The sequence below is a fragment of the Pseudomonas sp. S60 genome, assembly GCF_016647865.1.
Classification (GTDB): Bacteria; Pseudomonadota; Gammaproteobacteria; order Pseudomonadales; family Pseudomonadaceae; genus Aquipseudomonas; species Aquipseudomonas parafulva.
This window is the reverse complement of record NZ_JACVVH010000007.1, coordinates 23,980-37,929: the sequence shown is the minus strand read 5'-3', so window position 1 is coordinate 37,929 and position 13,950 is coordinate 23,980. Positions and strand designations below refer to the sequence as shown.

General features: G+C 65.8%; 11 protein-coding genes. 8 read left to right on the top strand and 3 right to left on the bottom strand.

Annotated elements, in window-relative coordinates:
• Positions 1-77 precede the first annotated feature (77 nt).
• From IAE33_RS05340 to IAE33_RS05305, 8 genes are all read left to right on the top strand, one after another.
• On the top strand, positions 78-1,037 hold the full coding sequence (locus IAE33_RS05340) for an AAA family ATPase (protein WP_003247242.1): 960 nt from the start codon (positions 78-80) through the stop codon (positions 1,035-1,037).
• 3 nt (positions 1,038-1,040) lie between these two features.
• Positions 1,041-1,985: a DUF58 domain-containing protein gene (locus tag IAE33_RS05335; protein WP_201162686.1), complete on the top strand. Its 945-nt coding sequence runs from the start codon at positions 1,041-1,043 to the stop codon at positions 1,983-1,985.
• Complete coding sequence (locus tag IAE33_RS05330; RefSeq protein ID WP_060482136.1) at positions 1,982-2,476, top strand: DUF4381 domain-containing protein; 495 nt, start codon at positions 1,982-1,984, stop codon at positions 2,474-2,476. The genes IAE33_RS05335 and IAE33_RS05330 overlap by 4 nt, the downstream gene beginning before the upstream one ends.
• Positions 2,469-3,545: a vWA domain-containing protein gene (locus tag IAE33_RS05325; protein ID WP_060482135.1), complete on the top strand. Its 1,077-nt coding sequence runs from the start codon at positions 2,469-2,471 to the stop codon at positions 3,543-3,545. Before IAE33_RS05330 ends, IAE33_RS05325 begins: the two co-directional genes overlap by 8 nt.
• A complete protein-coding gene (locus tag IAE33_RS05320; RefSeq protein WP_201162684.1) occupies positions 3,542-5,263 on the top strand; it encodes a tetratricopeptide repeat protein in 1,722 nt (573 codons plus the stop codon). The genes IAE33_RS05325 and IAE33_RS05320 overlap by 4 nt, the downstream gene beginning before the upstream one ends.
• Positions 5,260-6,888 carry a BatD family protein gene (locus IAE33_RS05315; protein ID WP_201162682.1) on the top strand — a complete coding sequence of 543 codons (1,629 nt, stop codon included), beginning with the start codon at positions 5,260-5,262 and terminating at the stop codon, positions 6,886-6,888. Before IAE33_RS05320 ends, IAE33_RS05315 begins: the two co-directional genes overlap by 4 nt.
• Positions 6,889-7,011: 123 nt before the next feature.
• Complete coding sequence (locus IAE33_RS05310; protein ID WP_060482133.1) at positions 7,012-8,250, top strand: exonuclease SbcCD subunit D C-terminal domain-containing protein; 1,239 nt, start codon at positions 7,012-7,014, stop codon at positions 8,248-8,250.
• A complete protein-coding gene (locus tag IAE33_RS05305) occupies positions 8,247-11,891 on the top strand; it encodes an AAA family ATPase (RefSeq protein WP_201162680.1) in 3,645 nt (1,214 codons plus the stop codon). The genes IAE33_RS05310 and IAE33_RS05305 overlap by 4 nt, the downstream gene beginning before the upstream one ends.
• A 3-nt stretch (positions 11,892-11,894) precedes the next feature.
• Here IAE33_RS05305 and IAE33_RS05300 read toward each other — a convergent pair whose 3' ends face one another.
• The 3 genes from IAE33_RS05300 to mntP all read right to left on the bottom strand — a co-directional run bounded on the left by IAE33_RS05300 (position 11,895) and on the right by mntP (position 13,943).
• On the bottom strand, positions 11,895-13,025 hold the full coding sequence (locus IAE33_RS05300) for a lactonase family protein (protein ID WP_201162678.1): 1,131 nt from the start codon (positions 13,023-13,025) through the stop codon (positions 11,895-11,897).
• Positions 12,991-13,281, bottom strand: a complete 291-nt coding sequence (locus IAE33_RS05295) for a DUF5629 family protein (RefSeq protein ID WP_201162676.1) — start codon at positions 13,279-13,281, stop codon at positions 12,991-12,993. Before IAE33_RS05295 ends, IAE33_RS05300 begins: the two co-directional genes overlap by 35 nt.
• Positions 13,282-13,376: 95 nt before the next feature.
• Entirely contained in the window at positions 13,377-13,943 is a 567-nt protein-coding gene (mntP, locus tag IAE33_RS05290) for a manganese efflux pump MntP (RefSeq protein ID WP_201162674.1), read from the bottom strand.
• Positions 13,944-13,950: the final 7 nt, after the last annotated feature.

The following is a 13,950-nucleotide window of genomic DNA, read 5'->3' as shown; positions in this document are numbered from 1 at the left end:
GGATGGATTAAAGTATCAGCCCTTGCCAGGGCTGCTGCTATCAGCAGCCCGTGGCCCCCTACCAGGAACCGCCATCGATGGAACACCGTGAAGCGCTGATCGCGCTGCGCACCTTTCTCTCCACCCAGATCCTGGGCCAGGAAAAGCTGGTCGAGCGGCTGCTGATCGTCCTGCTCGCCGATGGCCACATGCTGGTAGAGGGCGCGCCGGGCCTGGCCAAGACCAAGGCCATCAAGGAACTGGCAGAGGGCATCGAAGCGCAGTTTCATCGCATCCAGTTCACCCCTGACCTGCTGCCGGCCGACATCACCGGTACGGAGATCTATCGCCCCGAAACCGGCAGCTTCGTGTTCCAGCAGGGGCCAATCTTCCACAACCTGGTGCTGGCCGACGAAATCAACCGGGCGCCGGCCAAGGTGCAGTCCGCCCTGCTCGAGGCCATGGCCGAACGCCAGGTCAGCGTGGGCCGCAGCACCTACGACTTGTCGCCGCTGTTCCTGGTGATGGCCACGCAGAACCCGATCGAGCAGGAAGGCACCTACCCGCTGCCCGAAGCCCAGCTCGACCGGTTTCTGATGCACGTCAAGATCGGCTTTCCCGACGCTGCTGTAGAGCGCCGTATTCTGGCGCAGGCCCGCGGCGAAGCCCTGGGCGGCGAAACCAAGCCCGAGCGCCGGGTCAGCCAGCAGGCCATTTTTGCCGCACGCAAGGAAATCCTGGGCCTGTACATGGCTGATGCGGTGGAGGAATACCTGGTGCAGCTGGTGATGGCCACCCGCACCCCGGCCAAGTTCGACACCGAGCTGGCCGACTGGATTGCCTACGGGGCCAGCCCGCGTGGCTCCATCTCCCTGGACCGCTGCGCCCGTGCCCACGCCTGGCTGGCCGGGCGTGACTTTGTCAGCCCCGAGGACATCCAGGCGGTGCTGTTCGATGTGCTGCGCCACCGCATCATCCTCTCGTTCGAGGCCGAGGCAGCGGGGATCGACCAGGACCGGGTGGTCCAGCGCATCCTCGACGTCGTCGCCGTCGCCTGACCCATGCCGCCCTCCCAGCTGGCCGAACCCGGCATCCGCATCGGCCTTGCCGAGCTGATCGACATGCGCCACCGTGTGCGCGAGATCCAGCTGTTCTCCAAGCCAGGCCAACGCAGCCCGCTGGTGGGCCTGCACCACTCCAAGCTGCGTGGGCGCGGCGTGGACTTCGACCAGGTGCGGGTCTACCAGGCTGGCGACGACGTGCGCAACATCGACTGGCGGGTTACCGCACGTACCCAGGAACCGCATACCAAACTGTTCCATGAGGAGCGCGAGCGGCCCATCTTCATTCTGGTCGAGCAAAGCCAACGGTTGTTCTTTGGCTCGGGGCTGATGTTCAAGTCGGTGCTGGCGGCTCAGGCGGCGGCACTGTTCGGCTGGGCGGCCCTGGGCCACAACGACCGGATCGGCGGCCTGGTGTTCGGCGACAACGACCCGCACGAAGTCAAGCCCAGGCGCAGCAAGCAGAGCCTGCTGCAACTGCTCAACCGGCTGGCCAAGGTCAACCAGTCGCTGCACACCGAAGGCGTTGCCCAGCCCGACAGCATGGGCCTGGCCCTGCGCCGTGCGCGCGAGGTGCTGCGCCCCGGCAGCCTGGCCATCGTGATCTGTGACGAGCGCTCGCTGACCCCTCAGTGCGAGCAGCACCTGGCCATGCTGTCGCGGCATTGCGACCTGCTGCTGATGCCGGTGTCAGACCCGCTCGACCATGCCCTGCCGGCCGCTGGCCTGCTGCGCTTTGCCCAGCGTGGCGCGCAACTGGAGCTCGACACCCTGGACGATGGCCTGCGCCTGGCCTACCGACAGCAGGCAGAGGCCCGTGTCGAACGCTGGGAGCTGATGGCGCAGAAGCTGCGGGTGCTGCTGATGCCGCTGAGCACCCAGAGCGAGATGATCGAACAACTGCGTGAATACCTGAGCGCCCAGCGCGGGGGGAGCAACCCGTGAACCCCCTGGACCAGTTGCAGCCACTGATCGCACCGGCCGCTGTAAGCCTGTGGCCACCGGCACCGGGCTGGTGGGTGTTGCTGGCGTTGCTGCCACTGACAGGCTGGGGCCTGTGGCGGGTGCGCCACTGGCGGCCGCGCAAGCGCCGCGTGGTGCGTGCCGAGCAACCCTTGGACCCGGCCCGTGTTGCCGCCCTCGACGAGCTGGCCCGCCTGGCGCGCCCCTACGACAACGCCCCGGCCGGTGCCTGGCTGCAGCAGCTCAATGCATTGCTCAAGCGCTTGTGCCGCAGCCACTACCCCTTCGCCAACAGTCATACGCTCAATGGCCGGCAATGGCTGGCGTTTCTCGACAACCGCTGCCCAGCGGCTGGCCTGACGCGCTGGATGGTGCTGGTAGAAGGCGCCTACAAGCCTGAGTGTCGGCTCGACGACAAGGCAATCGTCGGGCTCAGCCAGGCCGTCGAAACCTGGATCCGCAAACATGTTTGAGCTGGCCTGGCCGTGGGTCTTCGTGTTGTTGCCGCTGCCTTGGCTGGCGCGGTTGCTGCTGCCGGCTGCCGACAGCGGCGAGCCGGTGCTGAAGGTGGGCTTCCTGCGCGAGCTGGAAGGCCTGGCCGGGCGCCGGGCGCGGCTGAACCTGCCCACCTGGCGCCACCAGGCACCCTTCATCATCATCTGGTCGCTGTTGCTGCTGGCGGCCGCACGCCCACAATGGCTGGGCGAACCCGTGCCAGTGGCGGCCAGCGGTCGCGACTTGCTAGTAGCGGTGGACGTGTCGGGGTCGATGGACTTCCCCGACATGCAGTGGAAAAACGACGATATCAGCCGGCTGGACCTGGTGAAGGCACTGATGGGCGACTTCTTGCAGGACCGCCGGGGCGATCGGGTTGGCCTGATTTTGTTTGGCAGCCAGGCGTACCTGCAAGCCCCGCTTACCTTCGACCGTCGCACCGTACGCACCTTTCTTGACGAAGCGCAAATCGGCATCGCCGGCAAGAACACCGCGCTGGGCGACGCCATTGGCCTGGCGGTCAAGCGCCTGCGCCAGCGCCCCGCGCAAAGCCGGGTGCTGGTGCTGATCACCGACGGTGCCAACAACGGCGGGCAGATCCACCCGCTCACTGCTGCCCGGCTGGCAGCGCAGGAGGCCGTGCGTATTTACACCATCGGTATCGGTGCCAACCCGGACGCCACCGGCACGCCTGGCCTGCTCGGCCTCAACCCAAGCCTGGACTTGGATGAAGCCTCGCTGCGGGAAATCGCCGAGATTACCCACGGCGCGTATTTCCGCGCCCACGATGGCGCCGAGCTGAGCGCCATCGGCGATACCCTTGACCGGTTGGAACCGGTGGCCCAGCAGCCCACCCAGGCGCGTACGGCCAAGGCCTTGTATGCCTGGCCACTGGCGTTGGCGCTGCTACTGAGCGTGCTGCTGGTGGTGGCAGTGCAATGGCCCGACAACCTGTTGCAACGCCAGTTACGCAAGCCGCGCTTCCTGCAGCCGCACCCCGAATGGCGCCAGCGCCTCAAGCGCCTGCGCCTGAGGAAACCGCGATGATCGAACTCTGGCCGCAATGGTTGCGCCCCCTGTGGCTGTTGACCGTGCCTGTGCTGGCCTGGCTGCTGTTCAAGCTCTGGCACCGGCGCAAGCGCGCCGGGCGCTGGCAGATGATCCTGCCAGCGGCGTTCCATGGTGTGCTGCTGGGGGGCGGCAGTGGCAGCACCAGCAAGCTGCCATGGGTGGCCCTGGGCCTGGCCTGGACACTGGCGGTGCTGGCCCTGCTGGGCCCCAGCTGGCAACGCGTGGAAGAGAGCCGCCAGCGCCCCGCCGACCCGTTGGTGATTCTGCTGGAACTCACCCCGCAAATGCTCGCCGAGGACAGCCCGCCCAACCGCCTGGAGCAGGCTCGGCGCAAGGTGCTCGACCTGCTTGAGCACCGCCGCGACAGCCAGACTGCGCTGGTGGTCTATGCAGGTTCTGCGCACACCCTGGTGCCGCTGTCCGACGACCTGGCGACCACCCGCAACCTGCTTGAGGCCATCGACCCCTCGATCATGCCCAAGCCCGGCCAACGCGCTGACCTGGCCGTGCAGAAAGGCCTGGCATTATTGGCCCAGAGCGGCCTGGGCCAGGGGCGGCTGCTGTTGGTCGGTTCGTCGCTCAGCGCGGCAGAGCGCCAAGGTATCAGCCAGGCGCTGGGCCGCCAGGGGCCAAGCCTGCTGATGCTGGGGATTGGCAGCCGCGACGGCGCGCCCGTGCGGCAGGCCAACGGTGAGTATCTCAAGGACGATCAGGGGGGCATTCTGCTGCCCCGGCTGGACAACGCCGCCCTCAAGGGTTTTATCAGCGGTACCGGCGGGCGCTACCGGCACGCCCGTATCGACGACCTCGACCTGCGTGGCCTGGGGCTGTTCGACAACCCGCGTACGGCACGCAACGAGGGGCAGACGTTGCAGTTGGACAGCTGGGCCGACCAGGGTTACTGGTTGCTGATCCCCCTGCTGCTGCTGGCGGCCTGCGCCGGGCGGCGCGGCTGGTTGTTCTGCCTGCCGTTGTTGCTGGCCGTGCCTCAGCCCAGCCACGCCTTCGAGTTCACCGACCTGTGGCTGCGGCCCGACCAGCAAGGCCAGCACCTGCTTGAGCAAAACCGCCCGGCCAGCGCCGCACGCCACTTCCAGAACCCGCAATGGCGCGGCATGGCGCTGTACCAGGCCGGTGACTATGCAGGGGCCGCCGAGGCATTTTCCCAGGGGGATACAGCTGCCGACCACTACAACCGCGGCAACGCCTTGGCACGCAGCGGTGAACTGGAAGCCGCCCTGGATGCCTATGAACAGGCACTGGACCGCCAGCCAGACTTGCAGGCAGCGCTGGCTAACCAGGCGCTGGTCGAGCAAATGCTGCAACAGCGCCAGGGCAAGGCCGAAGAACAGCCCGCCAGCGGCGAGGCCCAAGGCACGCCCGGCCGGGAAACCGACGGCAACAGCAGCTCGGCCAGCAGCCAGGCCGAAGGCACACCCGGCAACGACCCACAGGCAGGCGCAGACAACAGCGGGGACAGCAGCGACAATAGCCAGGCCAGCCCGGGCAACCAGGCCGGCGACGATGACAGCGTCGTCCAGCCCCCACAGCGCCCGGCATCCAATGCACTGGACGCCGAGCAGCGTCAGGCGCTGGAACAATGGCTGCGGGAAATCCCGGACAACCCGGCGCAGCTGCTGCGGCGCAAATTCTGGTATGAACAGCAATTGCATCAGGAAACCCCAACACAATGAGTCGCTACGGCGTCTTTCTCCTCAGTCTGCTGTGGGCCGTGCTGGCCCATGCCGAACCCTCGCTGACCGCCAGCGTCGACCGCACCCGCCTGGAGGCCGGCGAAAGCCTTGAGCTGACGCTGGAAAGCCAGGATGTGACCGAGTTCGGCAAACCGGACCTGCGTGCCCTTGAGGGCGACTTCGACGTGCGCAGCACCCGCCAGCTCAACAGCCTGCACAGCCTGGACGGTGAAACCCGTGCCAGCACCCGCTGGATCATCACGCTGCTGCCGCGGCGCAGCGGCAGCCTGCGCATCCCGGCTCTGCAGCTGGGCCAGTCGTACAGCCAACCCATCGACCTGCAGGTGCTGCAAGCCGATGCCAGCCGCCAGGACAACGCCCAGGTGTTCATCGAGGCCACGCTCGACACCCCCGAGGTGTACGTGCAGGCCCAAGCGGTACTGACGCTGCGCATCTACCACTCCGTAGCCCTGTACGACGACAGCAGCCTCAGCCCGCTGCAACTGGACAACGCCAAGGTGGAACCGCTGGGTGAGTCGCGCACCTACGAGAAGGAAATCAACGGCGTCAGGCACGGTGTGATCGAAACGCGCTACGCCGTGTACGCCCAGCAAAGCGGTACCCTGGCTATCCCGTCACTGACCTTCACCGCCACTGCAGCGGCCAGCAACGACGAGGCGCAGCCTACCACCGGTGCGCGCCCTGGCCGCCAGGTGCAGGTCAGTTCGCTGCCTCTGCGCCTGAATGTGCGGGCCATCCCGCCCGGCTGGCCTGCTGACAAGCCCTGGCTGCCGGCGCGCGGCCTGAGCCTGGAAGAGCGCTGGAGCCCGGACCCCGGCAACCAGCAGGTGCAGATTGGCGACTCGCTGACCCGCAACGTGACGCTGCGCGCCGAAGGGTTGTCCAGCACCCAACTGCCGCCCCTGCCGGCTACCGAAGCCCCTGGCCTGCGGCGCTACCCCGACCAGCCCCTGCTGCGCAACGAAGTCAGCGAGCGCGGCATGACGGCCACCCGGGAGGAGCGCGAAGCGTTGGTCCCCACCCACAGCGGCGCGCTGGCCCTGCCAGCACTGGAAGTCACCTGGTGGAATACCCGCGAGGATCACCTGGAGCACAGCAGCCTGCCGGCGCGGGCGATCACCGTGCTGGACAACCCGGCACTTACCGCCGAAACGCCGGTTGGCGACAACCGCAGCGCCAGCAACCCGTCGTGGCCCTGGCAACTGGCAACGATGGTGTTCGCCCTCACCACCCTGCTGGGCTTCACCCTGTGGTGGCGCGCCCGGTCGCAGCCCGCCGTGCTGCGCACCGCGCAGGCAGGCCCCAGCCCGCGTACCTTGCTGGACGACCTCAAGCGCGCGTGCCTTGCCAACGACCCCCAGGCCACCCGCCAGGCCCTGGATGCATGGGCCCGCCAACAGCCAGAAACCCTGGCCGAGATGGCCGCGCGCTTCGTGCCCCTGTCGGACGCGCTGGATGGCCTGAATGGCGCGTTGTACAGCGAAAGCGGCCAGCATTGGCAGGGTGAAGACTTGTGGCGCGCCATCGGCACCATACCGCCAGCCGAACACGTGTTGTTGCCAACAACCGACACCGGCAGCCTCCCGCCCCTCTACCCCAAATAACGCCCCACGCTCTGCCACGGGGCACCTGGCATGGCAGTCGGTAGCTCGCGATGGGTTACCATACACCCCACTCCCAAAGCCAAGCCCCCAACGCTTGCTCGACTCGACACCAACAGGTCATCCATGCGTCTGTTTCACACCTCCGACTGGCACCTGGGCCAAAGCCTGCACGGCCAGGAACGCGACTTCGAACACGCCTGCTTCCTTGACTGGCTGCTCGGCCAACTCCAACTGCGTCAGCCCGACGCGCTGCTGATTGCCGGCGATATCTTCGACACCGTCAACCCGCCGGTCAAAGCCCAGGAGCGGCTGTACGACTTCATCGTCAACGCCCACGAGCAACAGCCCAAACTGGACATCGTGATGATCGCCGGCAACCACGATTCCGGCTCGCGCATCGAGCTGCCTGCGGCGCTGATGCGCCGCCTGCGTACCCACGCCCTGGGCCGCGTGCACTGGCTGGATGAAGGCCAGCTGGATGCCGAGCGGCTACTCATCCCGTTGACCAACAGCCGTGGCAAGGTCACGGCATGGTGCCTGGCCCTGCCCTTCCTGCGCCCGGCCGAAGTCACCGGCCTGCAGTTGGGCGACGATTACCTGCAGGGCATCACCCAGGTGCACCAGCAACTGATCGCCGCAGCCCAGGCCAGGCGCCGCAAGGATCAGGCGCTCATCGCCATCAGCCATGCGCACATGGCCGGCGGCGCGGTGTCGGAAGACTCCGAACGCAGCCTGATCATCGGCAATGCCGAAGCACTGCCAGCCAGGCTGTTCGACAAAGCGATCAGCTACGTGGCGCTGGGCCATCTGCACAAACCACAAAAGGTCAACCGCGAAGACCGCATCCGCTACAGCGGCTCGCCCATCCCCTTGTCGTTTGCCGAGGTCAACTACCCCCATCAGGTGCTGGAAGTGGAGCTGGACGGTGCCGCGCTGGTCAGTGTAGAGCCGCGCCCGGTGCCACGTGCCGTGGCCTTGCAACGCCTGGGCCCGGCGCCGCTGGGCGAGGTGCTGGCGCAGTTGGCCGACCTGCCGGTGATCGACCTGCTGGATGACCCCAACCGCAAGCCCTGGCTTGAAGTACGCGTTGTGCTGGACGAGCCGCAACCCGACCTGCGCCAGCAGATAGAGGCCGCGCTTGAAGGCAAGGCTGTGCGGCTGATCCGCATCGGCGTCGAATACGCCGGGCGCCACCAGGCCGATGACGACGAACAGGCCTTTGTCGAACTGGCCCAGATGACCCCGCACGACCTGTTTGGCCGCGCCTGGGAACAGGCCTACGGCCAGCCTGCCGACGAGCAGGCGCTGGCCGACTTCGCCCTGTTGCTGCAAGACGTGCTGCAGGAAGAGGAACAGCCATGAAAATTCTCGCCATTCGTTTGAAGAACCTCGCCTCGCTGGCAGGCCCCGTGGACATCGACTTCACGCGCGAACCTTTGGCCAGCGCCGGCCTGTTCGCTATAACCGGGCCAACCGGCGCCGGCAAGAGCACCTTGCTCGATGCCCTGTGCCTGGCGTTGTTCGGCACGGTGCCACGTCTGAATGACATTGGCCGTGAAGCCAAGGTGCCCGATACAGACGGTGAAATACCCACCTCCGACCCGCGCAACCTGCTGCGCCGGGGCACCGGCAGCGGCTTTGCAGAGGTGGACTTCGTCGGCATCGACGGGCGTCGCTACCGCGCTCGCTGGGAAGCCAACCGCGCCCGCGACAAGGGCAACGGCAAGTTGCAACTCAGCCGCCAGAGCTTCTACGACCTCGACAGCGAGCAGGTGCTGGCCAGCGCCAAGAATGAGTACAAGGCCCTGGTAGAGGCACGCCTGGGGTTGAATTTCGAGCAGTTCACCCGGGCGGTGATGCTGGCCCAAAGCGAATTCGGCGCCTTCCTCAAAGCCGACGACCGTGAACGCAGCGAACTGCTGGAGAAGCTCACCAACACGGCTATTTATACTCGCCTGGGCCAACGCGCATTCAGCAAGGCACGCGAAGCCGGCGATGCCCACAATGCGCTGAAGGAGCGTGCCAGCCACCTCCTGCCTCTGGCTGCCGAAGCACGGGCAGCGCTCGACCAACACCTGCAGCAGGCGCAGCAACAGCTCAAGGCCGATCAAGCTGCCGAGCGGCAACTGGAACAGCAACGCACCTGGCTGCATGAGCAACAGCAGTTGCAAACGCAGTTGACTGAAGCCAGTAGCGCATTACAGGCCGCCGAGCAGCAATGGCAGCAACTGGCCGATGCCCGGCTGGACCTGCAGCGCCTGCAACACCTGGCCCCGCAACGCCATGCGTTCATCCGCCGGCAGGCCTTGAGCGCACAGGTGGCGTCGATGGCGTCGAAAATCGACCAGCAGCAGCAGCAGGATGCGCAACTCCAGCGTGATGCCGCTGCACTCGAACAAACACTCGCCGCAGCAGCCAAGGCCTTGGTCGATAGCCAGGCCCATTACAGCGAAAGCACCCCGCACTTGCGCCAGGCCTTTGCCGCCCAGGACACCGTGGCAAGGCTTGAACAAGAACTGGCAGCGCAGCATGCCGCCCAGCTGCAGGCCGACCAGGAAGTCACCCAGGGCCAGGCGCAGGTTCAGCAACTGCAGGCCAACCAGCAGCGCAGCGAGCAGAGTCTGGCGCAGATCGATACCGCGCTTTCCAGCAGCCAGCACCTGGCTGAGCTGGCACAAGCCTGGCAAGCCTACCTGCCACAGTTGAAGCAAGTGATGCTGGTAGGGGGCCGGTTGGCCAAGGGCCGCGAAGAGCTGCCGGGGCTGCAGGCCCAGGCCAGCCAGGCCACCGCCCAGTGGCAGGCCAAGCGTGATGCTTTCGAACTGCTGTTCCGCGAAGCCAATGCCGAACCCCACGCACTGGCCGAACAAGTGGACCTGTTGAGCGGCATGTTGCAGGACAACCGCAAGCAGCACCGCGCGGTCGAGGAGCTGTCACGCCTGCATGCCCGCGAGCACGAGCTGCGCCAGCAACTGGACACCACCCGCCAGCGCCAGCAGCAGGCCATGCAGCAGCGCCAGCAACTGATTGCCCAAGGCACCGCGGCCAAGGCTGAACTGGACGCCGCGCAACAGGCGCTTACCCTGACCCGCCAATTGCTGGAGCGCCAGCGCCTTGCCCGCAACACCAGCGTCGAGGAGCTGCGCAGCCAGTTGCACGAGGGCGAGCCGTGCCCCGTGTGTGGCAGCGCCGAGCACCCGTTCCACCAGCCCGACGCGTTGCTGCAGAGCCTGGACCTTAACGACCAGGCAGAGCAGCAAAGCGCGCAGCAGCAGGTCGATACCCTTGGCGCCCAACTGGTAGAGCTGCGCACCCAACTGGGCGTCATCAACGCCCAGCTCAAGGAGCTGCACCAGCAGCAACAGCAGCTGACCGAACACTTGCAGCCACTGCAGGCGCAGGTGCAGTCTCACAGCCTGTGGCACGCACTCGCCCCCCAGGACGATCAGGCCCGCAGCACCTGGCTCGACGGCCAACTGCGTCGCCTCACCGACGAGATTGACCGCGACGAAAAGCGCCAGCGTGCCCTGCTCGCCCTGCAAAAGGATGCAGCGCAGCTGACCCAGCAGCTACACGCCGCTCAAGAAGCCCAGCAGCAGGCACAGCGCCACCTGGCCGAGCAGCACCAGGCACTGGCCGCTGACCAGCAGCAGCTGGAGCAAGGGTTGAGCGACCTGGCCAGCGTGCTGCCTACCAGCACCGTGAAAGCCCTGCAGGAAGACCCCGCCAATGCCTTCCTCGCCCTCGACCAGCAGATTGCCCAGCGCCTGGAGCAGGTCGAACGGCGCAAGGACGAACAGCAGGACCTGCACACCCGTCAGGCCGAACTCGACAAGCTGAACGACCAGCAGCAAACGCGCATTGCGAGCCTGCAGCAGCAACAGCAGAAACTCGCCAGCCTGGATGCGCAGCGCCAGCAAGCCCAGGCATCGCTGAGTGAATTGCTAGCCTCCCACACCAGCGCTGAAGCCTGGCAGCAGCACATGGAAACCGCGGTGGAGCACGCCCGGGCGCTGGAGGCCGAAACCGCCCAGCGCCTGCAGGCCCTGTGCACCCAAGGCGTGCAGCTGGCCAGCGAACTCGGCGCCAACACCCAACAGCACCAGGCCCTCGAGGCGGAAACCCAGGCGTTGCAAACGCAGGTCGAGCAGTGGCGCGGTGCTCATCCCGAGTTGGACGACAGCGGGCTGGAACGGCTACTGGGGATGGACGATGGGCAAGTCGATGCCTTGCGCACCCGTTTGCAGGCCTCTGAGAAGGCCGTTGAGCAGGGCCGTGTGCTCCAGCAGGAACGCCAACAACGCCTGCAACAGCATGCCGCGCAGATGGCGGTGGACAGCTCTGCCGAGGCGCTTGAACAGGCCTTGAGCGACGTGCAACAGCGTTTGGCCAGCCACGAACAGCAGTGCGCCGAACTGCGCGGGCAACAGGCCGATGACCAACGCCGCCAAGAGGCCCACCAGGCGCTGGCCGGGCAGATCGAGCAGGCCCGCCAGCAGTGGCAACGCTGGGCCCGGCTCAGCAGCCTGATCGGCTCGGCGTCCGGCGACGTATTCCGCAAGATCGCCCAGGGCTACAACCTCGACCTGCTGCTGCACCATGCCAATGCCCAGTTACGTCAGTTGGCACGTCGCTACCGGCTCAAGCGTGGCGGCAGCGCGCTGGGCCTGCTGGTGCTGGATACCGAGATGGGTGATGAGCTGCGCTCGGTGCATTCGTTGTCAGGTGGGGAAACGTTCCTGGTGTCGCTGGCCCTGGCCCTGGGGCTGGCGTCGATGGCGTCCAGCACCTTGCGTATCGAATCGCTGTTCATCGACGAAGGCTTTGGCAGCCTCGACCCTGAGTCCCTGCAACTGGCCATGGATGCCCTCGATGGCCTGCAGGCCCAAGGCCGCAAGGTGGCGGTCATTTCCCATGTGCAGGAAATGCACGAGCGCATCCCGGTGCAGATCCAGGTTCGCCGCCAGGGCAATGGCCTCAGCGACGTAGAAGTGTGCGGCTAGCGGCTAGGGAATGAACTTCAGGTCCGAGGGCGCGGGCTGGTGCAGTGTCTGCACCGCCTCGCCCAGCTTGCCGCTGAGCGGGTCGCGGTGCAGCACCACGATCTCGTTGCTTTTCTGGTTGGCGACCAGCAGGAAATTGCCGCTGGGGTCCAGGGTGAATTCACGGGGGTGGTCACCCTCTACGGAGCGGCGCTGCACCAGCGCCAGCCGGCCATCCTCCTTGCCCACCGCAAACACCACAATCTGGTTCACCGTGCCGCGATTGCTGACGTACAGGAAGCGACCGTCGGCTGACAGGTGCAAACCGCCAGCGGCCTTGGCTGCTGCCTCAGGCCGCTCGGTCAATGGCAGGCGCTGGCGTTCCACCAGCGCGCCTTTTTGCACATCGAACACCACCACCTCGGCGCTCATCTCCAGCGTCAGGTAGGCATGGCTGCCCTTGGCATCGAATACCAGATGACGAGGGCCGCTGCCGGGTGGCAAGGCAACTGCCGGGGGAATGGCCGGGGACAAGGGGTGGCCCTGGCTGGCGCCGTCGTAGCGGTAGATGAACACCTTGTCTGCCCCCAGGTCACTGGCATACACATGCTGGCCATCCGGTGATGGCACCATGGCATGCACATGGGCACCGGCCTGGCGTTCGGGGTTGACGCCACTAGGCACGTGCCGCTCCTGCTGCACCGCAGGCCCGAGCTTGCCGTGCTTGTCTACAGGGAGCACCACCAGGCTGCCGCCGGTTTCGGCGCTGACCGAGTAATTGCCCACGAACAGGTAGCGCTGGTCCTGGCTGAGGCTGGCGTGGGTGGGCTCGTCACCCAGGCTGGAAACCTGGTTGATGAAGGTGATGGCGCCATCACTGCCAACGGCAAAACTGCTCACATGGCCTTTGGGGGTTTCGTTGACCGCGAACAGTTGCCGGTTGTCTTCCGAGAGCACCAGCCATGACGGGCTGACGCTCTCCACCACCTGCAGCGGCGCGGGGGTAATCCTGCCGGTGGTGGTATCGAATGCGTAGCGGTAGATGCCCTTGCTAGGGCTGTCGGTGTAGCTGCCCACCAGCAGCGTAGCCGCCTGGGCGTTGAGCACCATGGGCATGAGGCTAGCGGTCAGCAGTGTCTTCCAGGTCCGGTTCATGGTCGTCTTCATCCGGTGCGCGAAATGCATCCAGGCAGGTAAGCCGATGCTCAGTTTCGGCAGCAGCGATGCACCAGTCGTTCCCTTCACGGGAGGCTGCGGCCACCTGATCGGCGGTGAACACCCAGCGACGGAGCTGGCGGCCATCCATGCATTCGATGGTCAGGCCGTTTTCATCGCAGGTGAAGTCGAAGGCATGCAGCCCATCGATGAGAATCATGTCACAGGAGGTCAAGACGGTTGCGAGAGCAGACATGGGGGGCACCGGGGTAAAGGGGTCTGGATTATAGCGCCAGGGCGTTACTGTTTTCTCAACGGTCAGCTCTGGCGTTTCGGGGGTTTCGCCATGCGCTAGATCGCCGTCAAATGCTCGTACAGGATCGTCGCGCCGATCAGCATCAGTACAGCGCCGCCGATGACTTCAGCGCGCTTGCCCACAACCGCACCCAGTGCTCGCCCTAACATCACGCCAATGGTGACCATGGTGGTGGTCGCGAGGCCTATTGCAGCCGCCGCAACCAGGATGTTCACGTCAACGAAGGCAAGGCCAATACCCACAGCAAGGGCATCAATACTGGTAGCCAAAGCCGTCGCAGCCAACAACCAGAATGAATGCTGAACCGGCTTCTCAACTTCAGCCTCCTCCGGCTTCACGCCGTTATAAACCATATGTAGACCCAACGCGATCAACAGCCCGAACGCAATCCAGTGGTCCCAGGCCTCAACATAGGCACTGGCAGCTTGACCCAGAAACCAACCCACTACAGGCGTAACAGCTTCGATTGCGCCAAAAATAACGCCTGTCCGAAGTGCTTCTGAAAATTTAGGTTTCTGGAGGACGGACCCTTTGCCGATCGCCGCTGCAAAAGCATCCGTCGACATGGCAAAGGCAAGGAAAACGAGGGAGAGAGGGCTCAATGCAAAC

Bases quoted from the DNA above. Each gene is read 5' to 3' on its own strand.
- IAE33_RS05300 (WP_201162678.1), bottom strand. From the start codon at position 13,025: ATGAACCGGACCTGGAAGACACTGCTGACCGCTAGCCTCATGCCCATG.
- IAE33_RS05310 (WP_060482133.1), top strand. From the start codon at position 7,012: ATGCGTCTGTTTCACACCTCCGACTGGCACCTGGGCCAAAGCCTGCAC.
- IAE33_RS05325 (WP_060482135.1), top strand. From the start codon at position 2,469: ATGTTTGAGCTGGCCTGGCCGTGGGTCTTCGTGTTGTTGCCGCTGCCT.
- IAE33_RS05320 (WP_201162684.1), top strand. From the start codon at position 3,542: ATGATCGAACTCTGGCCGCAATGGTTGCGCCCCCTGTGGCTGTTGACC.
- IAE33_RS05305 (WP_201162680.1), top strand. From the start codon at position 8,247: ATGAAAATTCTCGCCATTCGTTTGAAGAACCTCGCCTCGCTGGCAGGC.
- IAE33_RS05340 (WP_003247242.1), top strand. From the start codon at position 78: ATGGAACACCGTGAAGCGCTGATCGCGCTGCGCACCTTTCTCTCCACC.
- IAE33_RS05315 (WP_201162682.1), top strand. From the start codon at position 5,260: ATGAGTCGCTACGGCGTCTTTCTCCTCAGTCTGCTGTGGGCCGTGCTG.
- IAE33_RS05295 (WP_201162676.1), bottom strand. From the start codon at position 13,281: ATGTCTGCTCTCGCAACCGTCTTGACCTCCTGTGACATGATTCTCATC.
- IAE33_RS05335 (WP_201162686.1), top strand. From the start codon at position 1,041: ATGCCGCCCTCCCAGCTGGCCGAACCCGGCATCCGCATCGGCCTTGCC.